22 protein-coding genes are annotated in these 25,257 nt (G+C 68.1%); 7 read left to right on the forward strand and 15 right to left on the reverse strand.

Annotated features, from left to right (window positions below; all coding sequences use genetic code 11):
- Nucleotides 1–87 precede the first annotated feature (87 nt).
- The gene (locus M6E97_RS00435; RefSeq protein ID WP_003093598.1) at nucleotides 88–1,710 is read right to left on the reverse strand and encodes an acyl-CoA synthetase; all 1,623 of its coding nucleotides are present in this window, start codon (nucleotides 1,708–1,710) and stop codon (nucleotides 88–90) included.
- A 245-nt stretch (nucleotides 1,711–1,955) separates the two neighbouring features.
- On the opposite strand from M6E97_RS00435, the gene bfiS reads away from it, so the two are divergent.
- Together bfiS and bfiR are read left to right on the forward strand one after the other, a co-directional pair.
- On the forward strand, nucleotides 1,956–4,232 hold the full coding sequence (gene bfiS / locus M6E97_RS00440) for a two-component system sensor histidine kinase BfiS (protein ID WP_034005645.1): 2,277 nt from the start codon (nucleotides 1,956–1,958) through the stop codon (nucleotides 4,230–4,232).
- A gap of 2 nt (nucleotides 4,233–4,234) precedes the next feature.
- The gene (bfiR, locus tag M6E97_RS00445; protein ID WP_003129339.1) at nucleotides 4,235–4,879 is read left to right on the forward strand and encodes a two-component system response regulator BfiR; all 645 of its coding nucleotides are present in this window, start codon (nucleotides 4,235–4,237) and stop codon (nucleotides 4,877–4,879) included.
- 4 nt (nucleotides 4,880–4,883) lie between these two features.
- On the opposite strand, the gene pqsL is transcribed toward bfiR, so the two are convergent.
- From pqsL to M6E97_RS00475, 6 genes are all read right to left on the reverse strand, one after another.
- The gene (gene pqsL, locus M6E97_RS00450; RefSeq protein WP_031635727.1) at nucleotides 4,884–6,089 is read right to left on the reverse strand and encodes an FAD-dependent monooxygenase PqsL; all 1,206 of its coding nucleotides are present in this window, start codon (nucleotides 6,087–6,089) and stop codon (nucleotides 4,884–4,886) included.
- A 167-nt stretch (nucleotides 6,090–6,256) separates the two neighbouring features.
- Nucleotides 6,257–7,747, reverse strand: a complete 1,491-nt coding sequence (locus M6E97_RS00455) for an aldehyde dehydrogenase (RefSeq protein ID WP_022580516.1) — start codon at nucleotides 7,745–7,747, stop codon at nucleotides 6,257–6,259.
- Nucleotides 7,740–8,651, reverse strand: coding sequence for a dihydrodipicolinate synthase family protein (locus M6E97_RS00460; protein ID WP_003093588.1), 912 nt, complete (start codon nucleotides 8,649–8,651; stop codon nucleotides 7,740–7,742). Before M6E97_RS00460 ends, M6E97_RS00455 begins: the two co-directional genes overlap by 8 nt.
- Before the next feature lie 64 nt (nucleotides 8,652–8,715).
- A complete protein-coding gene (locus M6E97_RS00465; RefSeq protein ID WP_003129340.1) occupies nucleotides 8,716–10,044 on the reverse strand; it encodes an MFS transporter in 1,329 nt (442 codons plus the stop codon).
- 135 nt (nucleotides 10,045–10,179) lie between these two features.
- The gene (locus tag M6E97_RS00470) at nucleotides 10,180–11,499 is read right to left on the reverse strand and encodes an NAD(P)/FAD-dependent oxidoreductase (protein WP_009877094.1); all 1,320 of its coding nucleotides are present in this window, start codon (nucleotides 11,497–11,499) and stop codon (nucleotides 10,180–10,182) included.
- A gap of 93 nt (nucleotides 11,500–11,592) precedes the next feature.
- Nucleotides 11,593–12,321, reverse strand: coding sequence for a GntR family transcriptional regulator (locus M6E97_RS00475; RefSeq protein ID WP_003101372.1), 729 nt, complete (start codon nucleotides 12,319–12,321; stop codon nucleotides 11,593–11,595).
- Between the two features lie 307 nt (nucleotides 12,322–12,628).
- Here M6E97_RS00475 and M6E97_RS00480 point away from each other — a divergent pair, with 307 nt between their 5' ends.
- Both M6E97_RS00480 and M6E97_RS00485 read left to right on the forward strand, forming a co-directional pair.
- The gene (locus M6E97_RS00480) at nucleotides 12,629–13,651 is read left to right on the forward strand and encodes a GlxA family transcriptional regulator (RefSeq protein WP_003129343.1); all 1,023 of its coding nucleotides are present in this window, start codon (nucleotides 12,629–12,631) and stop codon (nucleotides 13,649–13,651) included.
- A gap of 25 nt (nucleotides 13,652–13,676) precedes the next feature.
- On the forward strand, nucleotides 13,677–14,144 hold the full coding sequence (locus M6E97_RS00485) for a VOC family protein (RefSeq protein ID WP_025921192.1): 468 nt from the start codon (nucleotides 13,677–13,679) through the stop codon (nucleotides 14,142–14,144).
- Nucleotides 14,145–14,147: 3 nt separating this feature from the next.
- Here the strand turns inward: M6E97_RS00485 and M6E97_RS00490 are convergent, their stop codons facing one another.
- Together M6E97_RS00490 and M6E97_RS00495 are read right to left on the reverse strand one after the other, a co-directional pair.
- A complete protein-coding gene (locus M6E97_RS00490; protein ID WP_003112977.1) occupies nucleotides 14,148–14,786 on the reverse strand; it encodes an FMN-binding negative transcriptional regulator in 639 nt (212 codons plus the stop codon).
- 27 nt (nucleotides 14,787–14,813) lie between these two features.
- A complete protein-coding gene (locus M6E97_RS00495; RefSeq protein WP_023096439.1) occupies nucleotides 14,814–15,533 on the reverse strand; it encodes a B3/4 domain-containing protein in 720 nt (239 codons plus the stop codon).
- A 283-nt stretch (nucleotides 15,534–15,816) separates the two neighbouring features.
- Between M6E97_RS00495 and M6E97_RS00500 the strand changes: the two genes are divergently transcribed.
- On the forward strand, nucleotides 15,817–17,460 hold the full coding sequence (locus M6E97_RS00500) for an acetolactate synthase large subunit (protein WP_003093568.1): 1,644 nt from the start codon (nucleotides 15,817–15,819) through the stop codon (nucleotides 17,458–17,460).
- Between the two features lie 42 nt (nucleotides 17,461–17,502).
- On the opposite strand, the gene M6E97_RS00505 is transcribed toward M6E97_RS00500, so the two are convergent.
- From M6E97_RS00505 to M6E97_RS00515, 3 genes are all read right to left on the reverse strand, one after another.
- Nucleotides 17,503–18,798: an OprD family porin gene (locus M6E97_RS00505; RefSeq protein ID WP_034064655.1), complete on the reverse strand. Its 1,296-nt coding sequence runs from the start codon at nucleotides 18,796–18,798 to the stop codon at nucleotides 17,503–17,505.
- A 237-nt stretch (nucleotides 18,799–19,035) separates the two neighbouring features.
- Complete coding sequence (gene eftM, locus M6E97_RS00510; RefSeq protein ID WP_003093564.1) at nucleotides 19,036–19,779, reverse strand: class I SAM-dependent methyltransferase EftM; 744 nt, start codon at nucleotides 19,777–19,779, stop codon at nucleotides 19,036–19,038.
- A 99-nt stretch (nucleotides 19,780–19,878) separates the two neighbouring features.
- The gene (locus tag M6E97_RS00515; protein WP_033989901.1) at nucleotides 19,879–20,280 is read right to left on the reverse strand and encodes a GFA family protein; all 402 of its coding nucleotides are present in this window, start codon (nucleotides 20,278–20,280) and stop codon (nucleotides 19,879–19,881) included.
- A 142-nt stretch (nucleotides 20,281–20,422) separates the two neighbouring features.
- Between M6E97_RS00515 and M6E97_RS00520 the strand changes: the two genes are divergently transcribed.
- A complete protein-coding gene (locus M6E97_RS00520) occupies nucleotides 20,423–20,704 on the forward strand; it encodes a peptidylprolyl isomerase (RefSeq protein WP_003093561.1) in 282 nt (93 codons plus the stop codon).
- 319 nt (nucleotides 20,705–21,023) lie between these two features.
- Here M6E97_RS00520 and piv read toward each other — a convergent pair whose 3' ends face one another.
- The gene (gene piv / locus M6E97_RS00525; RefSeq protein WP_003110541.1) at nucleotides 21,024–22,412 is read right to left on the reverse strand and encodes a protease IV; all 1,389 of its coding nucleotides are present in this window, start codon (nucleotides 22,410–22,412) and stop codon (nucleotides 21,024–21,026) included.
- Nucleotides 22,413–22,944: 532 nt separating this feature from the next.
- Nucleotides 22,945–23,868, reverse strand: coding sequence for a LysR family transcriptional regulator (locus tag M6E97_RS00530; protein ID WP_003093559.1), 924 nt, complete (start codon nucleotides 23,866–23,868; stop codon nucleotides 22,945–22,947).
- Nucleotides 23,869–24,008: 140 nt separating this feature from the next.
- Between M6E97_RS00530 and M6E97_RS00535 the strand changes: the two genes are divergently transcribed.
- Nucleotides 24,009–24,407: a RidA family protein gene (locus tag M6E97_RS00535; RefSeq protein WP_019484601.1), complete on the forward strand. Its 399-nt coding sequence runs from the start codon at nucleotides 24,009–24,011 to the stop codon at nucleotides 24,405–24,407.
- Between the two features lie 31 nt (nucleotides 24,408–24,438).
- Here the strand turns inward: M6E97_RS00535 and xth are convergent, their stop codons facing one another.
- On the reverse strand, nucleotides 24,439–25,239 hold the full coding sequence (gene xth, locus M6E97_RS00540; protein WP_019484600.1) for an exodeoxyribonuclease III: 801 nt from the start codon (nucleotides 25,237–25,239) through the stop codon (nucleotides 24,439–24,441).
- Nucleotides 25,240–25,257 lie beyond the last annotated feature (18 nt).

Raw genomic sequence — 25,257 nt, forward strand, 5'->3', positions numbered from 1 at the left:
ACGGCCGCAGGTACAGGGTTGCCCGTGCGCATCCTGCCTACGGCCGCCGTGGCACGGCCGCTGCACGGGCAATTCGGCTGGCGGCGCTCAGAGGGCGGCGGCCCACTCGCGCAGCACGTATTTCTGGATCTTGCCGGTGGAGGTCTTCGGCAGTTCCGAGAACACCACGGTACGCGGAATCTTGAACGCGGCCAGGTGTTCGCGACAGAACGCGACGATCTCGCTCTCGGCGAGCCCCTGATGATCGCTCTTCAGGGTAATGAACGCACAGGGCGTTTCCCCCCACTTTTCGTCGGGCCGCGCCACCACCGCCGCCTCCAGCACCGCCGGGTGGCGGTAGAGCACGCCCTCCAATTCGATGGTGGAGATGTTTTCGCCGCCGGAGATGATGATGTCCTTGAGCCGGTCGCGGATCTCGATGTAGCCGTCCGGATGGCAGACCGCCAGGTCGCCGGTATGGAACCAGCCGCCGGCGAAGGCTTCCTCGGTGGCGCTGGGGTTCTTCAGGTAGCCCTTCATCACGGTATTGCCGCGCATGAAGATCTCGCCGATGGACTGGCCGTCGCGCGGCACCGGCTCGAGGGTCTTCGGGTCGGCCACCATCACCCCTTCGAGGGTCGGGTAGCGCACGCCCTGGCGCGACTTGATCGCGGCGCGTCGCTCCAGCGGCAGGTCGTCCCACTCGCCGTGCCAGGCGCAGACCGTGACCGGGCCGTAGACCTCGGTGAGGCCGTAGACATGGGTGACGCGGATGCCCATCTCTTCCACCGCGCCGATCACCTTGGCCGGTGGCGCGGCGCCGGCGACCATGGCATGCACCGGGTGGTCGATGGCGGCCTTGGCCGAGTCGGGCATGTTGATCAGGGCGTTGAGCACGATGGGCGCGCCGCACAGGTGGCTGACCTGGTGCTCGCGGATCAGGGTGAGGACCTTTTGCGGATCGACCCGCCGCAGGCAGACGTGGACGCCGGCCAACGCGGTCACCGTCCACGGATAGCACCAGCCGTTGCAGTGGAACATCGGCAGGGTCCAGAGGTACACCGGGTGCTGGCCCATGGACCAGGTCATCTGGTTGCCCAGCGCGTTCAGGTAGGCGCCGCGGTGATGGTAGACCACGCCCTTGGGGTTGCCGGTGGTGCCCGAGGTGTAGTTCAGCGAGATCGCCTGCCACTCGTCCCGGGGCCATTCCCAGGCGAACTGCGGGTCGCCCTCGGCGAGCAGCGCCTCGTAGTCCAGTTCGCCAACCGGGCGGCCTTCGCCATATTCGGGGTCGTTGACGTCGACCACCAGCGGCGGGTGGTCGAGCATGCCGATGGCGGCATGGATCACCTCGTGGAATTCGTAGTCGGTGATCAGCACCTTGGCTTCGCCGTGTTGCAGCATGAAGGCGATGGCTTCGGCGTCGAGGCGTACGTTGAGGGTGTTCAGCACCGCGCCGATCATCGGCACGCCATAGTGCGCCTCGAGCATCTCGGGGATGTTCGGCAGCATCACCGCCACCGTGTCGCCCTGGCCGATGCCGCGCCCGGCCAGGGCCGAGGCCAGGCGTCGGCAGCGTTGGTAGGTCTGCGCCCAGTCGCGGCGGATGTTGCCGTGGATCACCGCGGGGTAGTGCGGATAGACGCTGGCGGTGCGCTCGATGAAGCTCAGCGGCGTCAGGGCGATGTGGTTGACGGCGGCGGGCGCGAGACCCTGTTCGAAGATCGACATGAAGAGTACCCCGTGGCTGATTGTTAGCTCTGTTCTGGGTAAGGGTCACGATCTGCCGCGCGCGGAGAGACTGCGTCGAAAACGGCTGGTTTCTCTGGCTCGGCAGATCGTGAACAGCTTCCAAGGACCAGGCGAAGCGCTCCTTGGGTTGGGGCGATTTATAGCAACGATGAAAAATATATGGAAGTTAAACCATAAGCTTATAGTATAAATACCATATAAGTTCCCAGGATCATCTTCCGCCCATGAGTCCGCTTCCCGCTTCGCCTGCCCTCAACAGCCTCCTGCGCCTGCTGCGCGAGGGCGCGCCGCTGGTCGAGCGGGTCGGTGCACTGCGCCGCTTGCTGCTCGAACATCCGGGCACGCGCCAGGCCTGGTACCTGGCCTGGCAGCCGCAGGCGCAGACCTATACCCCGGTGCCGCCGTCGCCGGCGCTGCCGCCGGGCGCCGGCGAGCCGAACCGGGCCAGCGACCTGGCGTTGCGCGAGCGCCTGGCGCGCGACGGCCGGCTGGCGCTGGACGAATTGCGGCGTTCCGCGTCCTGGCTCGGCGCGCGCTTGCGGCGTGCCGGCGTGGAGCATGGCATGGCCTTCGCCCTCGACCTGCAGGCCGGCGACGAAGGCCTGCTGCTGGTGGCCAGCGATACGCCGCAGAGCGCCGCGCTGGACTGGCTCGGCCTGCTCCTCGCACCGTTGCTCGCCGCCGCCCGTGGCGTCACCCGCGCCGCGCCGTTCCTCGCCGCCGACCCGCAGCCCGCGCTGCTGCTCGACGGCGAGGCGCAGGCAGTGGAATTCAACCAGGCCTTCCTTGCCTTGCTTGGCGAGCGGCCGCGCGAGGCCTGGCGCGCCTTCCTCCCGGCCAACCATGGGCAACTGGTGCGCGCCAGCCTGGGGCAGGCGCGGGCCCTCGGCGAGGTGGAGGCGGAGTGCGACGGACGCATCCTGCTCTGGCAGTTCATTCCCGACAGCGCCGAGGCCCGGGTGCTGGCGCGCTGCCGCGACGCCACCGCCAGCCTGCGCGGCGAGCGCGAGGCGGCGCGGGCCAGCCGGCTGTACCGGCTGATCACCGAGAACACCACCGACCTGATTTCCCGGCATACCCTCGACGGCATTTTCCTCGACGCCTCGCCGGCCTCCTGGACCCTGCTCGGCTACTGGCCGGAGGAACTGCGCGGGCGTCCGGCGCAGGCGTTGTTCCACCCCCAGGACCGCGGCCAGGTGGCGCTGCGCGCGCGCGAAGCGCTGGAGCAGGACGGCTACCTGACCATCACCTACCGTATCCGCCACCGCGACGGCCGCTACCGCTGGTTCGAGACCGCCAGCCGGGCGATCCGCGAGACCTACACCGGGGCGGTGGTGGAGGTGGTCAGCGTGTCCCGCGATGTCACCCGGCGGGTCGAGGCGGAGGAGAACCGCCGGCGCCTGGCCGAAGTGGTCGAGGCGAACACCGACCTGGTGCTGTTCGTCGAGCATGGCGGCCGCGTCACCTACCTCAATCCTTCGGCACGCGCCGCCCTCGGCATCGCCGACGGGCAGGAGGCGCCGGCGCTGGAACACCTGCTGGCCGGCGACACTCCGGCGCGGCTGGCCGAAGAGGGTTGGCGACAGGCGCGCGATGGCGGCGTGTGGAGCCGCGAGGGGCGCCTGCAACCGCAGGACGGGCGTCCGTCGCTGCCAGTCTCGCTGGTGTTGCTGGCCCATCGCGGCCGCGGCGAGGAGCGCTATTACTCGCTGGTGGCCCGCGACATGACCGAACGCGAACTGCGCGAGGCCCAGCAGCGCCGTCACCAGGACGAACTGGCGCACACTGCGCGGCTGGTCACTCTCGGCGAACTGGCCTCGGGCATCGCCCACGAGATCAACCAGCCGCTGGCGGCGGTGATGAACTACGCCAGCGCCAGCCAGCGTTACCTGGCCGTCCTCGGCAGCCAGCCCGAGGCCGCCGGGCGGGTGGCCGAGGGGCTGGCGCGGATCGGCGAGCACGCCGGCCACGCGGCGGAGGTGATCAAGCGCCTGCGCGCCTTCCTGCGCAAGGGCCAGCGGCGCCTGCAGGCGCTCGACCTCAACCAGGTGGCACGCGAGGCCATCGGCCTCTGCGCGTGGGAAGCCGGGCACTGGCAAGTGGCGGTGGAAGAAGCGATGACCGACAATCCGCCGCCGCTGTATGCCGACCGCGTGCTGCTCGAACAGGTGTTCCTCAATCTGCTGCGCAACGCCATCGAAGCCAACCGCGAGGCGCATCCCGGCTCGCCGTCGCGGGTCGTCATCGGTAGCCGCGTCGAGCCCGGCGGGCTGCTCTGCCTGTGGGTTCGCGACCAGGGACCGGGAGTGCCGGCGGATCAGCTGGAACACATTTTCACGCCGTTCCACACCAGCAAGCCGGAAGGGCTGGGCCTGGGCCTGTCGATGAGCCGCAGCATCGTCGAGGGCTTCGGCGGCACCCTCGAAGCCGAGCTGCCGGCGGATGGCGGGTTGCTCATGAACTGCCGGCTGCCGCTCGCCGCCGGCGCCACGGGAGGTTAAGGATGGCTATGCCTGACGAAGCGCTGGTCTACGTGGTCGACGACGACCAGGGCATGCTCGAATCGACGGTCTGGCTGCTGGAATCGGTCGGCCTCAAGGCACGGCCCTTCACCCAGGGCCGGGACTTCCTCGACGCCTGCGAGGGCGGCCGCCATGCCTGCGTCCTGCTCGACGTGCGGATGCCCGGCATGGGCGGGCTGAACGTGCAGGACGAACTGCTGGCGCGCGGCATCGACCTGCCGGTGATCTTCGTCAGCGGCCATGCCGACGTGCCCATCGTGGTGCGCGCCTTCAAGGCCGGGGCGGTGGATTTCATCGAGAAACCCTACAACGAACAATTGCTGCTCGACAGCGTGCAGCAGGCCCTCGATCGCCACGCCCGTCGGCGCCGCCACCGCGATCTCGACGCCGGGTTGCGCGAACGCCTGGACAGCCTCACCCCGCGCGAGCGCGACGTGCTCTTGCCGCTGGTGCGCGGCTATACCAGCCGCGAGGTGGCCGAGCAACTGGAAGTCAGCGTGAAGACCGTCGACCTCTACCGCGCGCGGGTGATGAAGCGCATGCAGGCCCAGACCCTGCCGGAGCTGGTGGGCATGGCCATCGCCGCCGGGCTGGTGGACCCGCTGCGCTTGCGCGAGGACGCCTGAGGGCTCAGCCGCGCGGAGCCTCCAGGGACGGCGACCGCACCGGCTGATAGGAACGCTCGCCGCCCAGCGCTTCCGGCGCCCGGCTGCTGCCCTGCAGGGCGGTGTCGAAGACCCCGGCGAAGCGCTGGCGATCCTCCAGGCTGGTGGCCAGCGCATGGCCATAGGAGACGATCGCCTGGTTCACCGGGAAGCGTTCGGCCTGGTAGCCGGCCAGGGCATCCTCCAGCGCGCAGGCGTCGCGCAAGGCCAGGTCGAGGGCGTCGGCCAGGGCGCTGGCGTCCTCGATGGCCAGGTTCATGCCCTGGCCGGTGATCGGATGCACGTTGTGGATGGCGTCGCCGAGCATCGCCACGTTGTCCGCCCAGTAACGATCCAGGTTCAGGTAGCCGATGGGGATGCCCTTGAAGCGCGAAGTGCCGGTGACGGCGGCGATCGCCTCGGCGCTCTCGTCGCCGACGAAGCGTTGCAGGCGCCGGCGCAGCGACTCGCCGCAGGTGTCGGCCATCAGCTCGCGCGACTCTTCCCTGGGGAAGCTCACCACCAGTCGCGCGCGGTCGAAACCGATCGGGTAGAAATAGGCCAGCCCGCCCTGCGCGTCCACGTACAGGCGGTTGCGCTCGGCCACGCAGGGCGCCAGGGCGAAGGTGCCGACCAGCATCGGCGACGGGTAGGGGCGGCGTTCCACCTCGATATCGAGCAGCCGGCGGCGCACGTAGGAGGCGATACCGTCGGCGCCCACCACCACCCGCGGACGCAGCACGCGGCCGTCGTTCAGGCGCACCTGGTCGATCGCGTGGCGCTCGTCGCGCTGCACCGCTTCGATGCGGGTCTCGAACAGCATCTCGACGGTCGCTTCGCCGTCGATCTTTTCCAGTACCAGGCGGCGCAGCGACTCGCAGGGCATGAGGATGAAATAGCCGCGCGCGTCGACGCTGGAATAGTTGAAATAGCGAAGCAGCTCGCCGTCGTGATAGACCTCCAGCTCATGGCGGACCCGCCCGCCGCGACGGGTCACCTCGGCCAACAACCCGGCCGCCTCGACCACCCGGATGCCGGCCGGCTTGAGCAGGTCGGCGCCGTTGATCGCGCGTTCGCGCCGTGCCTGCTCCACTACCACCACGCGGTGGCCCTGGCGGCCGAGCAGGTAGGCGAGCATCGCCCCGCCGATGCCGCAGCCGTTGATCAGTACATCGATATGGTTGTCCGTCATGGATGAGTCTCCGTGTCGTTCCTGGCGGAAAAGGGAAGGGTGGAGGCAGCAGCATAGCGACGGAACGTTATGCAGAATGGGTGTTGTCTGCACTTGGTCGCCTGTCCGGCCCGGTTGTCCGGTCTCGCCGCCAGGCGGGAGTGCCGGCCCTTGCGGGCCGGACAGCTTCAGGAAGCGTCGATCCAGATGGTCTTCAGCTCTGTGTACTGGTCGTGTGCCCAGACCGACTTGTCGCGACCGCCGAAGCCTGACTCCTTGTAGCCGCCGAAGGGCGTCGAGGCGTCGCCCTCGCCGAAGCAGTTGACGGTGACGATCCCCGCGCGGATCTCCCGCGACAGGCGCAGTGCGTGGCGCAGGCTGCCGGTGTAGGCCGAGGCGGCGAGGCCGTAGACGGTGTCGTTGGCCAGGGCGATGGCTTCGTCGATGTCGTCAAAAGAGGTGACCGAGAGCAGCGGGCCGAAGATTTCCTCGCGGAACAGCCGGCTGTGCGGCGAGACGCTATCGACCACGGTCGGCTCGACGAAGATGCCAGCCTCGGTGGCGCCGCCGAAGCGCACCGCCAACCGCTCCGTCCTGGCCTGGTCGAGGTACGCGCGGACCTTCTCGAAGTGCGCCGGGCTGACCAGCGCGCCGAGGCGATTACGCGGATCCAGCGGGTCGCCCATGCGCCACTCGCGGAGCTGCGCGCCGATGCGTTCGAGCAGTGCCTCGCGGACCTCGGCGTGGACGATCAGCCGCGAGGACGCCGAGCAGTTCTCGCCCATGTTCCAGAACGCGCCGTTGACCACGTGTTGCGCCACCAGGTCGAGGTCCTCGACATCGTTCATCACCACCGCCGGGTTCTTGCCGCCGCACTCCAGTACCACCCGCTTGAGGTTGGACTCGGCGGCGTACTTGAGGAACAGGCGGCCGGTCGCGGTGGAGCCGGTGAAGCTGACCATCGCCACGTCCGGGTGGCGGCCCAGCGGTTCGCCGGCCTCGCGGCCGCCGCCGGGGACCACGTTGAACACTCCGGCGGGGATCCCCGCCTGGCTGGCCAGTTCGGCGACGCGCAGGGCGGTCAGGCTGGTCTCGGGGGCCGGCTTGACCACTACGGAGCAGCCTGCCGCCAGCGCCGGGCCGATCTTCCAGGCGAGCATCAGCAGCGGGAAGTTCCACGGCAGCACCAGGCCGACCACGCCGATCGGCTCGCGCACCACCATGGCCAGCGCCGCCGAACCGACCGGGGCGGTGCTGTCGTAGATCTTGTCGATCAGTTCGGCATGCCAGCGCAGGGTATTGATGGTTTCCGGCAGGTCGGTGTGCTGGCATTCGCGGATCGGCTTGCCGCTGTCGAGGCTCTCCATCACCGCCAGTTCCAGCAGGTGCTCTTCCAGCAGCTCGGCCAGGCGCAGCAGCGCCGCCTTGCGCTCGGCGGGCGTGCGCGAGCGCCAGCGGCCGTCCTCGAACGCCCGCCGCGCGCTGGCCACGGCGTGCCCGACGTCCTCCGCGTCGCAGGCGGCGACCTGCGCCAGCAGCTCGCCGGTGGCCGGGTTGGTCGAGGCGAAGGTGCGGCCGCCGCAGGCATCGCGGAACCCTCCGTCGATGAAGGCGCGCTGGGGAAGGTCCAGCGTCGCGGCGATGGCCGCGTATTCCTCCCGGCTCAGCAGCTCAGTCATGGCGGCCACCCTCGACGATCCGCGCGACCTCGCCCTTGAGCCTGGCGACGATCTCCGCCAGTGCCGCCTTGCCGGCCTCGTCCAGCGCCTTCAGCGGCGCACGTACGCCGCCGGCGCGCAGGCCGGCCAGCTCGCAGCCGTGCTTGATCGACTGGACGAAGTGACCGCTTTCGAGAAAGTCCATCAGCGGCATCATCGCCGCCATGATGCGCCGGCCCTTGGCGAAGTCGTTCTCGACCACGCAGGCCTGGTACAGGGCGAGGTGTTCGCCAGGGATGAAGTTGGAGCCGGCGCAGACCCAACTGCGCGCGCCCCAGGCGAAGAACTCCAGGGCCTGGTCGTCCCAGCCGCAGGACAAGGCGATCCGCGGGTGGCGGCAGGCCAGGCGGTGCAATTGCGCGGTGGAGCCGGAGCTTTCCTTGATCGCGACGATGTTGCGGCAGCCGGCGACGGCGGCGAAGAACGCCTCGTCCATCTCCACGCCCATCCGCGCCGGATAGTTGTAGAGCATGATCGGCAGGCCGGCGGCGCGGTCCACCGCCAGCACGTGCTCGGCGATCTCCCGCGAGGTCGGCAGCGCGTAGGGCGGCGAGCCGACCAGGATGGCGTCGGCGCCGATGGCGCGGGCGGCTTCGGCGTAGGCCAGCGAGTCCTCGGTGCGGATCGCGCCGGTTCCCACCACCAGCGGCAGGCGCCCGGCGATGACTTCGCTGGCGTGGGCGGCGAGGGCCAGGCGTTCCTCGGCGGTGTGCGCGTAGTACTCGCCGGTGGAGCCGCCGATCACGATGCCGTGCACCTTCGACTCGACGAGAAACTCCAGGACCTCGGCGAAGGCCTGGGTGTCGATGCTGCCGTCGGCGCTCAGCGGGGTGATGGCGGGGGTATAGATACCTTCGAATTTCACGGGGTTTCCTCCTGTGGGACGCTGGGCCGCGGCGCACCCGGCGGACGCTGCCGCGGCGGGTGGTTCAGGTGAGCGAAGCCGCCTGCTGCAGGTTCAGCGAACGGGTTTCCGGCGCCAGGGCCCAGGTCACGAGCAGCCCGAGCAGGGTCACCAGCGCGGCGGCGTACATGGTCTGGGCGGTACCCAGGGTTTCCAGGGAAAGCGGCACCAGGTAGGTGCCCACCGCGGCGCCGACGCGCGATAACGAGGTGCCGACGCCGACCGCGAAGGCGCGGATCTCGGTGGGGAACAGTTCGTTCGGGTAGACCAGTTGCAGCACCTGGGCGCCGCCGATGAACAGCGCGTAGGCACCGAACAGCCCGAGGATGGTCGCCTCCGAGCCGGCGTGGAAGACGCCCAGCCCGAGCAGCGCCAGGCCGGACCAGAGGAAGCTGTGCAGCAGCATGCAGCGCCGGCCGATGCGGTTGATCAGGCGGGTGGCGATGATGCAGCCGATGACGAACAGCAGGGTGATCGCCACCGAACCGTAGGAGGCCCAGTCGCCCTTCAGGTTCAGCGCCAGCAGCACCTTGGGCGCGAAGGCGTAGACGGCGAACACGGGGATCACCGAGCAGGTCCAGAACAGGGTGACGAAGAGCATGCGCTTGCCGTAGCCGGCGTAGAGCAGGTGCCAGATGGTGACCTTCCGTTCCAGCGCCTGTTCGGGCAGGTTCGCCAGCGAGAAGGCTTCGCCGTAGACCTGGCGGATGACCCGTTCTGCGTCCGCGTCGCGGCCCTTGCTCAGCAGCCAGCGCGGCGACTCGGGGGTACCGATGCGTAGCAGGAACAGCACGGCGCCGATCGCCGCGGTGCTGGCCAGTACCAGGCGCCAGGCGTCCTCGCCGCCGCTGCGCAGGATCAGGTCGCCGACCAGGTAGGCGAAGGCGGCGCCGGCGAACCAGAGGATGGTCAGGGTGGCCAGGCGCGGTCCGCGATACTTCTTCGGCAGGAACTCCACCAGCAAGGCGGTGGCGACCGGGTACTCGATGCCCACCGCCACGCCGATCAGGAAGCGCAGGACGAACAGCGCCGCCGCCGAGTCGACCCCGTACTGCGCCAGGGAAGCGAGGACGAACAGGCTGGGGCCGACGAAGAACAGCCTGCGGCGGCCCAGGCGGTCGGTCAGCCAGCCGCCGAGGAAACCGCCGAAGAAGATGCCGACCAGCGCCGAGGCGGCGATCATGCCCTGCCAGAAACTGCTCAGTTGCAATGCCGCGGTCATCTGCAGCATCGCCACCCCGATGATGCTCAGCACGTAGCCGTCGACGAAGGAGCCGCCGCCGGAGCGCAGGGTCAACAGCCGGTGGAAGGCGTTGAGGGGTACGTCTTCGATCGAGGTCGTAGGATTTGTCATTATTGTCTCCTGGTTCTAACCGCTGCCGGTGAATTCGGGCCGAGCGAATCCGCGAGGCTGGAACGCTCTCCAGCTCCGGTCTTCAATGGCCGTCTGAATCGAAGTCGGCGCCCGCGGGCGCGTTCCTAGGGATGCCTAGCTTTCTCTACCTGCTCGATACTGCCCCCACCTCAGGTTGAGGTTCACGCCAAGGGAAAGGAGTGGTTCGGGTGGATTGCCGCTGGGACCGGGCGCGCGCAGCAGGAAGTCGATCAGCTCGTTGCGTTCGCCCGCCAGCCAGTCGGCCAGCAGCTTCCCGGTGACGGTCCCGCGGGTTACCCCCAGGCCGTTGCAGCACAGGGCGCCATAGACGTTGGGCGCCAGCTCGCCGAAGTGCCCCATGTGGTTCCTCGACAGCGCCAGCGAGCCGCCCCAGGTGTAGTCGAAGCCGACTTCCGGGAGCATCGGGAAGCGCTGGCGGAACGAGGCGCGATGGCGTACGGCGAAGCGCTCAAGGTACTTCCCGGCGCTGCGTCCGTCAGGGTTGAAACTGAAGCTGTTGCGGATCAGCAGGCGGTTGTCCGGGGTACGCCTCACCGTGGTGCCGTAAGGGTCGGCCGGGATCAGGCCCCAGTAGGGGCGCCCGCCGAGGCTGGCCTGCTCCTCGGCATCGAGCGGCCGGGTCAGGCTGGCGTAGGTGAAGATCGGCAGCATCCGCCCCTGGAGGAAGCCGAAGCTCATGCCGAAGGCGTTGTTGGCGAGGACCAGGCGGTCGGCCAGGATGCTGCCGTGGGGATGGCTCAGCAGGGTCCTGTCGCCATATTCCACGGCGGTGATCGGTGTGTGTTCGTAGAGGCTGACGTTGCCCGGCAGGCTGTCGGCCAGGCCCTTGACCAGGGCCGAGGGCTGCACCAGCAGGGTACCGGGGGTGAACAGGGCCTTGCGATAGAAAGCGGTGCCGATGTGTCCCGGGAGGTCGTCCGCCTCGATCACCTCGTAGGCCTGGCCGAGCCGATCGAGGCCGCGCCGGTAGGCGTCGAGCACAGCCACGCCGCGCGCCTCGACGGCCGCCTGGTACTTGCCGCAGGCCTTCATCTGGCAGTCGATGGCATGGCGCTGCACCTGTTCGCGGAGCAGCGACTGGCCGGCGAGATTGAGCTTCAGGCCGATCCGGGCGGTCGCTATGTCGCCGATGTAGTCGTCGGCGCCGATGTCGTGGGGCAGGTCGATGGCGAAGCCGGCGTTGCGCCCGGCGGTACCGAAGCCGACTTCCTGGGCCTCGACCAGGACGATCTCCTCGTCGGGAAAATGCAGCGCCAGCTGGCGCGCGGCGGCGAGGCCGGTGAAGCCGGCGCCGACCACCACCCAACGGGCGGCGCTCCTGCCGTAGTGGGCCGGCTTCGGCCGCCGCGGCGGGCTGAGGTGATACCAGCCGCAGGAACGGTCGTCGGCCGGAAGGTGGGTTACTTTCGTCATCGCAGGGACCTGACTCTTGTTATTGGAACCCGGTAACCATCCCCTGCGTGACCGCCTCCGCTTCTCGGGCGGGGCCGTGGCGCGGGGGGCTCGCTAACCCTCGTAGACCAGCGCCACCTCCACTCCGGCCGGCGCCGCGTACTCGGCCATGCGCCGGCGCGACAGCTCGAAATGCGCACGGACGATGTCCGCCGCCGCATCCGGATCGCGCCGCTGGATGGCATCGACGATCTGGTCGTGCTGGTCGCAGGCGAGTTCCAGGTCGCGTTGCATGTCGTCGGTGGTCGGATGGCGGTAGAAGATCTTGCCCAGCCGCGCATGGTCGATCAGCAAGCGGCGCAGGCTGGGCATGAGGTAGTCGTTGTGGGCCATCCTGCCGATCTCCAGGTGGAAGGCGTCGTTGTGGATGACGCGGTTTTCCACATGCTTCTCTTCGATGGCCTTGCGGAAATCTTCCTGGATCGCCTTGAGCGTCTCGATCTCCGCTTCGCTGGCATGGGTGGCCGCCAGTTGTGTGGTGGCGATGTAGATCAGCGGCGCGGCGAGAAAGAAGGCGTGCAGCGAGTCGTGGCTCATGGCCGCGACGCGCGGCGCACGGTTGGCTTCCAGTTCGATGTAGCCCTCGGCGGCGATCTGCCGCAGCAGTTCGCGCACCGGCGGGCGCGAGAGGCCGAACTCGTCGCACAGGGCGAGTTCGTCGACGACCGCGCCGGGCGCCAGTTCCATGCTCAGGATCCGCCGGCGCAGCGCATCGCCCAGCACCGCCTTGCGGTCGAAGGGGGCATCGGCGCTGTTCGAGTCGACGTCGGGTTGGGCTTTCATGGAGGCCTTTCTACTTGTCATGGGCTGTGTCTACAGTTTGTATAATGACTATAGGATTCTGTTAGACAATATGTCTACAGGTTTTTCGGGGCGTTTCCGTACCGTTCGTCCGCGCTGTTTCCGCTGACGCCGTGGCGTGCGAAAGGGGCAGCCCCCCGAGGGCGTATTTGAGCATATTCCCCCGGCGCGCCAGGAAGGCGCCAAGTCACATGGCTTGCGCATATGATGGAGCGCCCGGGGTTTTCGCCGCGACGGCAGGCGTCGCGGCCCGCTGGCCGGGAACAAGAAGAACAAGAGGCACGAATCGATGGAAAGAAGGCGTTTCAGCGCCGCCCTGCAAGGGCAGAACCTCAGGTTCACCGGGGCCGGGGAGGGGGGCTCGGCACGGGCACGGGTGGGCTTCCTGCTGCTCGAACACTTTTCCCTGCCGGCCTTCACCCAGGCGCTGGACACCCTGGTGACCGCCAACCTGATCCGCAGCGAGTCCTTCGCGGTGAGCAACTTCAGCCTGAGCGGCGAGCCGGTGACCAGCGACCTCGGGTTGCTGATCTGCCCGGACCTGGCGCTCGCCTCGGCGGCGCGGCAAGGACTCGACCTGCTGGTGGTCTGCGGCGGTTTGCGCACGCCCCTGCGCTCGTCCGCCGCGCTGCGGGAAGCGTTGCAGGACGTGGCGTCGCGCGGCGTCGCCCTGGCCGGGCTGTGGAACGGTGCCTGGTTCCTCGGCGACGCCGGCCTGCTGGATGGCTACCGCTGCTGCATCCATCCCGAGCACCGCGCCGCCCTCGCCGAGATCGCCCGCAACAGCCAGGTGACCAGCGACAGCTACATGGTCGACCGCGACCGCCTGACCGCGGCCAGCCCCACCGGCGCCTTCAACCTGGCGCTGGAGTGGATCGCCCGGCGCCACGGGCGCGACCTGGTGGAGGCGGTGGTGGATATCCTCGCCTTCGAGGAGTCGCGCTACCGACGGGTGCGCCCGGCCCTGCACGAGAAGATGAGCGAGCCGCTGCGCGAAGTGATCAACCTGATGGCGGCGAATATCGAGGAACCGCTCAGCCAGGAGCAGCTCGCCCACTACGTGGGGCGCTCGCGGCGGCAGATCGAGCGGCTGTTCCAGCAGCAGCTCGGAACCACGCCGGTGCGCTACTACCTGGAGTTGCGGATCACCGAGTGCCGGCGCCTGCTGCAACATTCCGACCTGACCATGCTGGAGGTCCTGGTCGCCTGCGGCTTCGTCTCGCCCAGCCACTTCAGCAAGTGCTACACCGCCTTCTACGGCTACCCGCCGTCGAAAGAAGTGCGCTACGGCAACGTCCGCTCGACGAAATGAGGGCGTTTCGCCGGACGCGGCCGGCATGCTAGAACGGACCTTTCGCCCTGACCTGCGGAGGTCCTGCGCCATGTCCCAGCCTTTTCTCTGGCGTCGCGTCAACGACTCGTCCGGTTTCGCCGAGCCGCGGGTGTTCATCCGTGTCTACCTGGAACCGGGCAGCATCGATGCGGCCATCGCTTTCTACGAAGACCTGCAGGGCGTCGCCCACGACATGCGCTTCGACTTTCCCGAGAAACGCCTGACACTCGCCGCAGTCGGCGCCTTCCTCCTGCTGGAGGGCAGCGACGAGGCGCTGGCGCCGTTCCGCAGCACCACTGGCACCCTGCTGGTGGACGACATCGAGCCCTATCACCGGCGCTTGCTGGCTGCCGGCGCGCAGATCATCTTCGGGCCGGCGCGCGCGCCCACCGGTGCCTGCTTCAATGCGCTGCTGCCGGACGGCACGGTGGTCGAGTTCGTCCACCACCGGCCGCAGCCGGGCGAGGCCTGAGCCTCAGCCGTCGCGCCGGGCGGCGCAATCGTCCATGGCCGCGCCGATCGCCTGTTCGCCGCGGGCCAGCAGCGCTGCGCTGGCGCCGCGGATATCGCGGGCTTCCTTGTTCTGGCTGAGCTTGAACTTGCCGACCAGGCGGGTGATCTCGATTTCGATGCCGACGATCAGCCGGAGCATCTCGTCGATGTAGTCGGCGGGGCCGTCGGTCATTTTCCAGGGCGTTTCCTGGGTCGCCTCGTGGGTGCGGGTCAGGCGGGCCACCAGTCCGCGCACATAGCGTTCGTCGTCGCGGATCCGCACCCGGCCGTGGGCGTGGACCACCCGGTAGTTCCAGGTCGGCACCTGGCGGTGGTGCTCCTGCTTGCTCGGGTACCACTGCGGCGAGATGTAGGCATCGCCGGCGCGGAACACCACCAGCACCTCGTCGCCGTCGCGCAGCTCGCTCCAAACCGGGTTGTTGCGCGCGACATGGGCTTCCAGGGTGCCTTGCGCGCCCTTTGCCGGGCTCAGCTCGAACGGCAGGTGGTTGGCGTCCAGGCCCGCTTCGCCGTGGCTGACCAGCAGGCCCAGCGGATAGTCCCGGATCAGCGCGTGCAGCGCCTGCGGGTCGGACTCTTCGAAATGCGAAGGCAGGTACATGTTCTGTTCTCCTCGGGGACTGGGTCCTTATACGCTGTCGGCGGGTACCGTCGCCACGCACAGCAGGCGCGAGTCGGCGCGCATGCCGGGCATCATCAGGCGCAATTCGTCGAGCAGCAGGCCGCCCGCTTCGTGCAGGGCCGCCAGCGGCATTTCCGGCAGGCTCTCGAGGATGAACCACATGCGCCGGGCGCTGGCATCCAGGCGGGTGCGCACGCCCTGGCGCCAGTTCCAGCGGCGGCAGGTGACGCCGAGGTCGTCGCGCCAGACCACCTCGCCGGGGTCGGGGGATTCGTCGACCGCCTCGCCGTTCTTCAGGGTGTCGAAGGTCTCGCTGCCGTCGGCGACCACCAGGCGCGGCGGGCCGGCATAGGCGGCGAGATTCTCGCCGCCTACCGGAATGGCGAATTGCACGCTGATGGCGTTGTACAGGTCCACCACCGGGTCGATGCTCGGCAGCCCGCCGTCGCGCAGCGCGCGTTTGCGCAGGGCTTCGGCGGAGCAGGGGGTACGCTGCGGCTTGGCGCCGAAGCGGCGGAACGCCTCGGCCCAGGCTGCCAGGTGCGCCTCGGCCCAGTCCGGTTCGCCACGCGCCAGCGCCTGGCAGGCGCGCTCCACGGCGCGGCCGGCGATTTCCGGACGAACGATCGGCGCCGCCTCGACGGTGAGGCTCAGGGCGCGGAAACCGGGGGCGAGGGCGGCCACCTCGGCGGCGATGACGGGGAGGATCGGGGCGTGCTCGGGCATGGTCGTCTTCAGGGTTCGGTGAGATGGAGGGGCGCGGCGCGTAAAGCGGTAGGTGGATTTCTACCATCCGGGCTCCGCCCTCACCATGAAATCAGCGAATGAATTATTAGCTGTGCTGATGATCGGGTGGTCGGGTTCAGCTGCGCTAATGGCGGGAGCGGCGTTCGCTTGCCGGCGAAGCCGGCGCCAGAGCCTTCCGCCGGCCGGTCGGGGCTGGACAGCGAGGCGCGAGGGGCGCAGTGTTCGAGCGGTCAGAACCGCCACCACCCGAGGTAGAACGCAGATGGCCAAGGCAGCCGATGTGGTTGTGCAATGCCTGGAAAACGAGGGCGTGCAGTACGTCTTCGGAATTCCCGGCGAGGAGAATCTCGACCTGCTGGAGTCCCTGCGCAAGTCGCAGATCCGGCTGGTGCTCACCCGTCACGAGCAGTCGGCCGGTTTCATGGCCGCCACCTACGGGCGCCTCACCGGCAAGACCGGGGTCAGCCTGTCGACCCTCGGCCCGGGCGCCACCAACCTGGTCACCGCCGGCGCCTACGCCTACCTGGGCGGCATGCCGATGCTGATGATCACCGGGCAGAAGCCGATCAAGAAGTCCAAGCAGGGCCGCTTCCAGATCCTCGACGTGGTCGGCATGATGCAGCCGCTGACCAAGTACACCCACCAACTGGCCTCCGCCGACAACATTCCCTCGCGGGTCCGCGAGGCGTTCCGCCTGGCCGAGGAAGAGAAGCCCGGCGCGGTGCACCTGGAGCTGCCGGAGGACATCGCCGCCGAGCAGACCGACAGCCTGCCCATCCCGCCGAGCCTGAGCCGCCGGCCGCTGGCGGAATACAAGGCGATCTGCGCCGCGGTGGAGAAGCTGCGCGCCGCGCGCAGCCCGATCCTGGTGATCGGCGCCGGGGCCAACCGCAAGATGACCGCCAAGGTCCTCAAGCAACTGATCGACAAGACCGGCATTCCCTTCGTCACCACCCAGATGGGCAAGGGCGTGGTCGACGAGCGTCACCCGCGCTTCCTCGGCAACGCCGCGCTGTCCGCCGGCGACTTCGTGCATCGCGCGGTGGAGGCGGCCGACCTGATCGTCAACGTCGGCCACGACGTGATCGAGAAGCCGCCGTTCTTCATGGTTCGCGGCGGTACCGAGGTGATCCACGTGAACTTCCGTTCCGCCGAGGTGGACCCGGTGTATTTCCCGCAGATCGAAGTGGTGGGCGACATCGCCAACGCCATCTGGCAGATCGGCGAGGCGCTGGACGATACCGCGCACTGGGACTTCACCCGCCTGCTGGCGATCCGCGAGGCCAACGAGGCGCAGGTCGCCGAAGGCGCCGACGACCCGCGCTTCCCGCTCTATCCGCAGCGCCTGGTGGCCGACGTGCGCCGGGCGTTGCCGTCGCAGGGCATAGTCGCCCTGGACAACGGCATGTACAAGATCTGGTTCGCCCGCAACTACAAGGCGCACATGCCCAACACCGTGCTGCTGGACAACGCCCTCGCCACCATGGGCGCCGGCCTGCCCTCGGCGATGGCCGCGCACCTGGTCTACCCGGACCGGCCGATCGTCGCGGTGTGCGGCGATGGCGGCTTCATGATGAACAGCCAGGAACTGGAAACCGCGGTGCGGCTGAAGATGAACCTGACGGTGATCATCCTGCGCGACAACGGCTACGGGATGATCCGCTGGAAGCAATCGAACATGGGCTTCGCCGACTTCGGGCTGGACTACGGCAACCCGGACTTCGTGCGCTATGCCGAGGCCTACGGCGCCCACGGCCACCGGGTCGACAGTGCCGAGGGCTTCCTGCCGTTGCTGGAGCGCTGCCTGGGCACGCCCGGGGTGCATGTGATCGATTGCCCGGTGGATTACTCGGAGAACGACCGCATCCTCAACGTCGAGCTGCGCGAACGCGCCCTGGCGGTCTGAACCGCCGGAGCGTCGCGCCGGTGTGCGTTCCGGCGCGACGGCTCAGAACAGCGACAGGTTGTAGCTGGCGATCAGGCGCACCTCGTCCACGTCGCGCGCCGAGCGCTCGAAGTCGGTGCGGTAGGTGGCGTTGCGCAGGCGCAGGCTGAGGTCCTTGAAGCGGCCGCTCTGCACCACGTACTTCAGCTCGATGTCGCGCTCCCATTCCTTGCCCTCGTCGCCGTTGGCCAGGCGGATATGGTCGCCGTTGACGTAGCGGGTCATGAAGCTCAGGCCGGGCACGCCGACGCTGCGCAGGTCGAAGTCGTAGCGCAGTTGCCAGGAGCGTTCCTCGGGGTTGGCGAAGTCGTTCACCTGCAGGTAGTTGGCCAGGTACGGATTGCTGCCGTCGAGGTAGGGCATAGAGCTGGCGCCGTTCATCCGCTGCCAGCCGGCGCTGAGCGTGTGGCCGCCCTCGGCGTAGGCGAGCAGCAGGCTGAGGGCGCGGTTGTCGATCTTGCCGGCGCGGGCCGCGCCGGCGTCCTCGCTGTCGAACCAGCGCAGGTCGGCGCTCAGCTTGCCGGCGCCGAGCTGCCGCTTGCCCACGGCACCGAGGTAGCGCTGGCGATAGACGTTGCGCAGGCCGCCCTGGGCGTATTGCAACAGCAGGCCGTCGTTGACCTGATAGTCGAGTTGGTAGGCGTCGAAGCGGTTGCCGGTGGTGTCGCAGGCGTAGCGTTTGTTCTTGCAGTGCAGGCGGATGTCCTGGGCATCGCTGGAGTCCCGCGCGGTGTAGCGCTCCAGGCGGGTGGCGGAGAGCCTGAGCCCGGCGATCTCCTCGCTGGTCAGCTGGGCGCCGTGGAACAGGGTCGGCAGCAGGCGTCCGTCGTTGTATTTCAGCAACGGCATGTCCGGCAGCATCGCCCCGTACCCGAACTGTGTCTGCGAGAAGCGCATCTTGCCGGCTACGCCGGCCTTGGCGTACTGGTCGACCGAGCGACGCGGATCGTGGCCGCTGGAAGGCAGCAGGCCGCTGTTGCTGTCCGCGGGGCTGGAGTCGAGCTTGATCCCGAGCATCGCCAGGGTATCCACGCCGAAGCCCAGCGCGCCCTCGGTATAGCCCGAGCGCAGGTCGAGGATGAAGCCCTGCGCGGCTTCCTCGCGCTTGGAGGCGCCCTGGGGGTTGGCCGAGCTGCCGTCGCGGAAGTCGCGGTTGAAGTAGACGGTGCGCGCTTCCAGGCGCGCGCTGCCGTCCTCGAGGAAGGCGGCAGGGGCCGGGGCGACGAATCCGCCGCACAGGGCGAGGGCGCCCAGGCCGCGAAGGGTGCGGGGCGAACGGGGGGAAAACGGGGCGGACATGCGGTGACTCTCGACAGCGGGGGGTAAAAAAGCGCGCGAAGGTGTCACAGATGGTCGGCGGGGTCTTTGCGACCTTGGTCTAGCCGAGAAGGCGCGCACGGATCGTCGGCCAGGCAGGCCTCTAGCGGGTCGGACGCAGCGTGCCGAAAGCGACGAAGAATCCTCCGCAGCCCCCTGTGAAACGCTGCCCCGCCCGTGCCAGCCTGATCGTCACGTTTGCGCCAGGATATCCGGAGGCTAGCGCTTCACGCAGACGAACAGGGCATTCCCGGAGCTGCCGGCCCAGGGCGTGATCCGTTCGTAGTCGTGTTCGAAGACCTGCACCTCGAAATGCGTCTGCAACAGGTGCTGCAGCTCGGCGAAGCTGAGGGCGACCATGGGGTGTTCGTCCTCCCAGGTCTGGGTCGTTCCGTCCGTGGTTTTCTCGATACCGAGGCGCAGCGCCTGGCGCTCGCCCTCGCCGCTGTAGTACCAGCCGGAACCGAAGGTGAAGCGGCTGCCTCGATGCTCCACGGAATGGCGGACGAACGAGCGATTGTCGATCTGCCCCTTGTCCACCGTGTTGAAACAGAACACGCCGCCATCCGCCAGTGCGCCATGCACGCTGGCCAGGCATGCGCGCAAGCGCTCCAGCCCTGCGTTGTAGTGGATCGAATAGAGGAAACAGGTGATCAGGTCCAGCGGCTCGTCCACCTGGAAGCCGGCCATGTCCTGCCGGCTGAAGTGCGCTTCGGGGCAGCGCTGTCGGGCGAGGTCGAGCATCGGCTGGTTGATGTCCAGGCCGGCGCTGCGATAGCCGAAATCGAGGAAGTGCCTCACGTGAGGGCCGGTACCGCAGGCCAGGTCCAGGTGCCGCCGGCCCTGGTTGCCGAACAACTGGTGCAGGCGACGCACGCAGTGGCTCTGCGCCTGGTAGTCGATGTCGGCGCACATCAGGTCGTAATAGTGGGACAGGTCGGTGTACAGCGCAGTGGCGGACATGGGCGGCAAGGACCGGCGGCGAAGGGCGCGGCATGGTACCCCAGGCCCGGGCTTTGCCGGCGAAAAAACAGGCACCGGCCGGCGGATCGCGGGCGGACTTCAGTCGAACCGCGGCCAGTCGTCGGCTATCCGGTACCAGCAGGCCATCGACGCGACCTGGACATGCTTCTGTTTCGCCGCTGGGAAGGGCGTGTCCAGGCTGCCGAGGGCGACCGATACCCAGTCGGCGAACTTGCCTTCGCTCCTCGACCAGAACAGCGGCGAGCCGCAGCGCGAGCAGAAGCGCCGGAGCACGGCGGGGGAGGAGCTGAACGCGACGAGCAGGTCGGCGCCGCGGTCGATGTGCAGGTCCGCGACGGGGACGCTGCCATAACTGGCGAATGCCGCCCCATGGGCCTTGCGGCACTGGCTGCAATGACAGTGGGAGAGCGCCCGCGGGGGCGACGACAGGCGGTAGCGCAGCGCGCCGCACAGGCAACTGCCGTGGAAAGTCTGGCTCATCGGAAGGCGTTCCCGGATTCGCAAAGGCGGCGAGTCAAGCAGCCCGCGCCATGCTTGTCGAGTGCCTCCTCTGGTCGTGGGCTGTCGGTGCTGGCGTCGATGTCTGCTAGGCTCTGCCGTTTCACCCTAGGAGTATTTCCCCATGGCCCGAGCCACTGCCCGCCACATCCTGGTTTCCAGCGAAGCCAAGTGCAACGAACTGAAAACCGCCATCGAAGGTGGTGCGGATTTCGCCGAAGTCGCCCGCGAGCATTCCACCTGCCCCTCCGGCCGCGACGGCGGCAACCTGGGCTCGTTCGGCCCCGGCCAGATGGTCCGCGAGTTCGACCAGGTGGTCTTCAGCGCGCCGTTGAACGTGGTCCAGGGCCCGGTGAAGACCCAGTTCGGCTACCACCTGCTGGAAGTCACCAGCCGCCAGGACTGAACGTGCGGCGGCGCATAACGCCCCTCTTCCACGCGCCGATCCAGGCGTGGGGCGAAAACCGCTGCACGGGATAAACGGCGGATAACGCCGTTGGCGTTATGCGCCCTACCTGTCCCGGACCGATGAAGGAAGCCGCACTTCCACGCGCCAATCCGGGTGTGGGGCGAATAACCGCTGCGCGGGATAAACGGCGGATAATGCCGTTGGCACCTGTTCCGGACCGATGAAAGAAGCTGCACTTTCACGCGCCGATCCAGGCGTAGGGCGAATAACCGCTGCGCGGTTATTCGCCGGTGCGCGATCGATAGCCTGGCTGGCCTCAGGGCGCGAAGTAGCGGGATATCTGCGAATAGACGCCGCTGAAATCGGAGAAGTAGTCATTGCGCTGAGAGGTGGGCGCGCCGCAGTACGAGGGGCCGCCGTACAGGCCACCGCGTAGCTGGTAGGAACCGTCGCCGGCGACGGTCAGCAGGCCCGAGCCGGACGAGCCGCCTTCGACCACCGCCGACGGCCAGTCGACGCGGGTCAGGGCGGTATGCCCGTCGTAGGTGACGCCCACTGCCGAGACGTTGCCCTGCGAGTACTTCTTGGCGTCGCCGCGCGGATGGTGGATGTCATGGCCGAGCGAGCCGTTGGCGATCGGCGTGGCGCTCCAGCCCTGGTAGAACACGCCGGCCGGCGGAGTACGCTTGAGTTCCAGCAGCAGGGTGTCGCGCTTCGCGTCGCGGTGCAGGATATTCGCCCCGCCGGTCAGCACGGTGACGCTCTGGTTGATGGTCGAGGCGTCGCCGTAGCACTGGGTGGTGTTGTAGAACCAGATGGTCTGCAGCGTCGCGGCGGTGGCCTGGTCCTCGATGCAGTGCGCGGCCGACCAGAACAGCTGGCGCTTGGGCGAGTTGCCGTTGTTCAGCAGGGTGCCGGTGCAGATGTAGCTGCCGCCGTCCGCCGAGCTGGTGAAGACCATCTTCGCCACCGCGGCGGTGGCGTTGTCGTAGGCCCGCGTGCCGCTCTGGGTCGCGCAGACCGCATCCACCTCGCAGCTGCCGCTGGCGCCGAAGCCGTCGCGGTAGCCGGCCTTGTACAGGGAGTCGGCGAAATACGATACCTGGGGTACCGACAGGCGCAGGTCGCCCGGTTGCAGGTTGGCCGGCAGCACCAGTTCGACGGTCAGGGTATCGCCCTCGATGACCGGGCTCCAGTAGGGACGGTTGAGCGAGAGGTCCTTGCCGCTGGCCTCGAAGATTTCCTTGCCGGCGCCGGCGAAGTGCAGCAGCACGTCGTCGGGCAGCGAGCCGCTGCGGGTTTCCAGGCGAATCGCGGCGCGTAGGCTGGCGGCCCCCGCGGCGCTGATCGGGAAGCGCGCGGTGTGGCGCCCGTCCGGGGTGTCGATCCATTCGAGGGTTGCCAGGTCGATTTCCGGAGTCGCCGTCTTCAGGCCCACGCCTACTTGCAGCGGCGTACCCGGTTTCGGCGCCAGCGGCGCGGCGCGGGCCACGCGGCGGGCGGGGGGCGCGGCGAAGTGAATGCCGGCCGCCGAGGTCGCCGCGTTGGGGTTGGCGAAGCGGGCGTGGCCGGTGCTCGCCGGAGAAGCCTGGAGCACGGCGACGTCGCCAGCCATTTCGCTCGCACCGGGCGCGGCCGAGGCCTGGCTCGCGCCCGCAGCCAGCGCGAGAACCAGGCATGCATTCAGGTACGTTCTCTTATGCATGAATCGACTCCTTCAGTTTGGGGAGGGAAACTTCCTTAATCGTTCGCGTGGCGAAAGATATGCAGGGGTGACGGAGTCGTTCAAATATTTTTTATATTCGTTTCTGCTAGCTATTAAATATGAAGAAGCGTTTATGGATAGCAGAATAGATAGCTATTCCCCTCACTTGTCATTGATGTTGGAGTGCTCTCTCTACCAACTAAAGTTTGGTCTGGAGTGCCGCTATAGAGCCTTCGGCTTGCTTCAGAGAGGTGCAGGGTGTAGTGCGCGAGTGCTTTGCTGGTGCATCTATCGATGTGATCGGGTTAACGAAATCCGGATTTTCAAGTTATCCGGTTTGACCAGTCCTGAATATAAGGCTGAGTGAATCTTTCATTCATCGCTCGGAAACCGTTCCGATGTCGGCTTGGTTGAATTCCAGGATATCCGGCTTATGGTCGTATCAGTCATCTTTATAATCGCGGGGCATATATAGAGCCCTGGCCGCTTACCATTACTCCAGGGTTTTCCAGGATACGCCTCCGTCTTTGTTTCAGAGCGGCGGATGCAACGGCGGCGCATGCCGCGCGATCAGTTCGGCGACCCACTCGATGAACACCCGCAGCTTGCCGCTGACGTGGCGGTTCGGCGGGAACGCCAGGTACAGCGGCATCGGCTCCAGGCTCCAGTCCTCGAACAGCGGCAGCAGCTCGCCGCGGGCGAGGGGCTCACGCGCCATGTAGTGCGGCAGCCAGAGGATGCCCAGGCCGGCCAGCCCGGCCGCCAGGTAGGCGTTGCCGTCGTCCACCGCCAGCACATGGCGGCCCGCCACCCGCAGGCTTTCCTCGCCCCTGTGCATGGCGTAGGGCAGGGCCTTGCCGGTGCGCGCCCAGAGGAAGCCGACGATGCGCTGGTGGCTGTCCTCCAGTTCGCGCGGGTGGCTCGGCACGCCGGCGCGCTGCAAGTAGGCCGGTGCCGCGTAGACCCCCAGTTGCAGGTCGCCGACCCGCCGCGCCATCAGCGACTGGTCGCGCAGTTCGCCGCCGCGGATGACGCAATCGACATTCTCGTCGATCAGGTCGACGAGCCGATCGCTCACGCCCAGGTCGATCTGGATATCCGGATAGCGCGCATGGAACTCGGGCAACGCCGGGATCAGCAGCAGCCGCGCCAGCGGGCTCGGCACGTCGATCCGGAGACGCCCGCGGGGCGCCAGGGCGGCGCTGGAGAGGCTGGTCTCGGCATCGTCCAGTTCCGCCAGCAGGCGTATCACCCGCTCGTAGTAGGCGGCGCCGTCGGCGGTCAGGTTGAGCTTGCGCGTGGTGCGATTGAGCAGGCGTACCCGCAGCCGCGCTTCCAGTTGCTGGACCAACTGGGTGACGCTGGTGCGGCTCATGTGCAGCGTCTCCGCCGCCTTGGTGAAGCTGCCGGTCTCCACCACACGGGCAAAGGCCTGCATCGCATCGAAACGGTCCATCGGGGCTCCGGGTCGTCGGGGATTGTTTGGATTCTACAAACAGTCATGGCCAGGGTTGCGCGTTTATCCACGGCGCGCACGACCTTACCGTTCTTCCATCGACGATGACGGGGCCGGGAGCCCCAGGATGGAGGTATCGCATGACTGTACGCGACGTGGTTTTCCCCGCCGGCCGCCAGGCCCTCTACGAGCGCAACCGCTATTCCCCGGCGGTCCGCAGCGACGGCCTGCTGTTCGTCTCCGGCCAGGTCGGCAGCCGCGACGACGGCTCTCCCGAACCCGAGCTGGAGACCCAGGTCCGCCGCGCCTTCGACAATCTGAATGCGGTGCTCGCCGCGGCCGGTTGCGGGTTCGACGCTGTGCTCGACGTCACCGTGTTCATGGTCGACGCCGAGGCCAACTTCGAGCGCATCTGGAAGATCGTCCCGGAGTACTGGGGCGAGGCGCCGCACCCCACGCTGACGGCGGTGGGGGTGAACTGGCTGTATGGCTTCAGCTTCGAGATCAAGGTGGTGGCGAGGTTGCCGGCGGGGCGGTGAGAGCCGATGCGCAGTGCCGGGGCCAGCTCGGCTAGCGCCGGGGCTCTGAGGGACGCCGCAGGCTTACCCAGGCCGGCGCGTGGTCGCTGGCGTGCTCCTCGCCGCGCACCCAGCGATCCACCCCGGCGTCTTCCAGGTGGTCCGCCAGGCTGGCGCTGAGCAGCAGGTGGTCGATGCGCAGCCCGGCGTCGCGTTGCCAGTGCTGGCGGAAGTAGTCCCAGAAGGTATAGATGCGCCGGTCGGGGAAACGCTGGCGTAGCGCGTCCACCCAGCCCTGCCGCAGGAGGCGCTCAAAGCACTCGCGGGACGCCGGCTGGAGCAGGGCGTCCTTTTTCCAGGAGCGGGTGTCGTAGATATCGAAGTCGCTGGGCACCACGTTGAAGTCGCCGGCCAGCACCACCGGATGACCGCTCTCCATCAGTTCGGCGGCGTGGCGGATGAGGTGCTCGAACCAGGCCAGCTTGTAGTCGAACTTCGGTCCCGGCTGGGGATTGCCATTGGGCAGGTAAAGACTGGCCACCAGCAGGCCGTCGACGGCCGCTTCGAGGTAGCGGCTGTGGGGATCGCTGGCGTTGCCCGGCAGGCCGCGGCGTACCTCCAGCGGCTGGCTGTCGCGGGCGAGGATGGCGACGCCGTTCCACGCCGACTGGCCCTGCCAGATCGCGCCGTATCCGGCCTTCTCCAGCGCCGCGGCGGGGAAGCGCGCGTCGGGCGTTTTCAGTTCCTGCAGGCAGACGATGTCCGGCGCTTCCCGCTCCAGCCAGGCCAGCAGCGCGGCCAGCCGGGTCTGGATGCCGTTGACGTTGAAGGTGGCGATCTTCAGGGTGTCCACCGGTCGCCTCCGCGAATG

The organism is Pseudomonas sp. B111 (assembly GCF_026428275.1).
GTDB classification, from domain to species: domain Bacteria; phylum Pseudomonadota; class Gammaproteobacteria; order Pseudomonadales; family Pseudomonadaceae; genus Pseudomonas; species Pseudomonas aeruginosa.

Bases quoted from the DNA above. Each gene is read 5' to 3' on its own strand.
- M6E97_RS00435 (WP_003093598.1), bottom strand. From the start codon at position 1,710: ATGTCGATCTTCGAACAGGGTCTCGCGCCCGCCGCCGTCAACCACATC.
- bfiS (WP_034005645.1), top strand. From the start codon at position 1,956: ATGAGTCCGCTTCCCGCTTCGCCTGCCCTCAACAGCCTCCTGCGCCTG.
- bfiR (WP_003129339.1), top strand. From the start codon at position 4,235: ATGGCTATGCCTGACGAAGCGCTGGTCTACGTGGTCGACGACGACCAG.
- pqsL (WP_031635727.1), bottom strand. From the start codon at position 6,089: ATGACGGACAACCATATCGATGTACTGATCAACGGCTGCGGCATCGGC.
- M6E97_RS00455 (WP_022580516.1), bottom strand. From the start codon at position 7,747: ATGACTGAGCTGCTGAGCCGGGAGGAATACGCGGCCATCGCCGCGACG.
- M6E97_RS00465 (WP_003129340.1), bottom strand. From the start codon at position 10,044: ATGACAAATCCTACGACCTCGATCGAAGACGTACCCCTCAACGCCTTC.
- M6E97_RS00470 (WP_009877094.1), bottom strand. From the start codon at position 11,499: ATGACGAAAGTAACCCACCTTCCGGCCGACGACCGTTCCTGCGGCTGG.
- M6E97_RS00475 (WP_003101372.1), bottom strand. From the start codon at position 12,321: ATGAAAGCCCAACCCGACGTCGACTCGAACAGCGCCGATGCCCCCTTC.
- M6E97_RS00480 (WP_003129343.1), top strand. From the start codon at position 12,629: ATGGAAAGAAGGCGTTTCAGCGCCGCCCTGCAAGGGCAGAACCTCAGG.
- M6E97_RS00485 (WP_025921192.1), top strand. From the start codon at position 13,677: ATGCTAGAACGGACCTTTCGCCCTGACCTGCGGAGGTCCTGCGCCATG.
- M6E97_RS00490 (WP_003112977.1), bottom strand. From the start codon at position 14,786: ATGTACCTGCCTTCGCATTTCGAAGAGTCCGACCCGCAGGCGCTGCAC.
- M6E97_RS00495 (WP_023096439.1), bottom strand. From the start codon at position 15,533: ATGCCCGAGCACGCCCCGATCCTCCCCGTCATCGCCGCCGAGGTGGCC.
- M6E97_RS00500 (WP_003093568.1), top strand. From the start codon at position 15,817: ATGGCCAAGGCAGCCGATGTGGTTGTGCAATGCCTGGAAAACGAGGGC.
- M6E97_RS00505 (WP_034064655.1), bottom strand. From the start codon at position 18,798: ATGTCCGCCCCGTTTTCCCCCCGTTCGCCCCGCACCCTTCGCGGCCTG.
- eftM (WP_003093564.1), bottom strand. From the start codon at position 19,779: ATGTCCGCCACTGCGCTGTACACCGACCTGTCCCACTATTACGACCTG.
- M6E97_RS00515 (WP_033989901.1), bottom strand. From the start codon at position 20,280: ATGAGCCAGACTTTCCACGGCAGTTGCCTGTGCGGCGCGCTGCGCTAC.
- M6E97_RS00520 (WP_003093561.1), top strand. From the start codon at position 20,423: ATGGCCCGAGCCACTGCCCGCCACATCCTGGTTTCCAGCGAAGCCAAG.
- piv (WP_003110541.1), bottom strand. From the start codon at position 22,412: ATGCATAAGAGAACGTACCTGAATGCATGCCTGGTTCTCGCGCTGGCT.
- M6E97_RS00530 (WP_003093559.1), bottom strand. From the start codon at position 23,868: ATGGACCGTTTCGATGCGATGCAGGCCTTTGCCCGTGTGGTGGAGACC.
- M6E97_RS00535 (WP_019484601.1), top strand. From the start codon at position 24,009: ATGACTGTACGCGACGTGGTTTTCCCCGCCGGCCGCCAGGCCCTCTAC.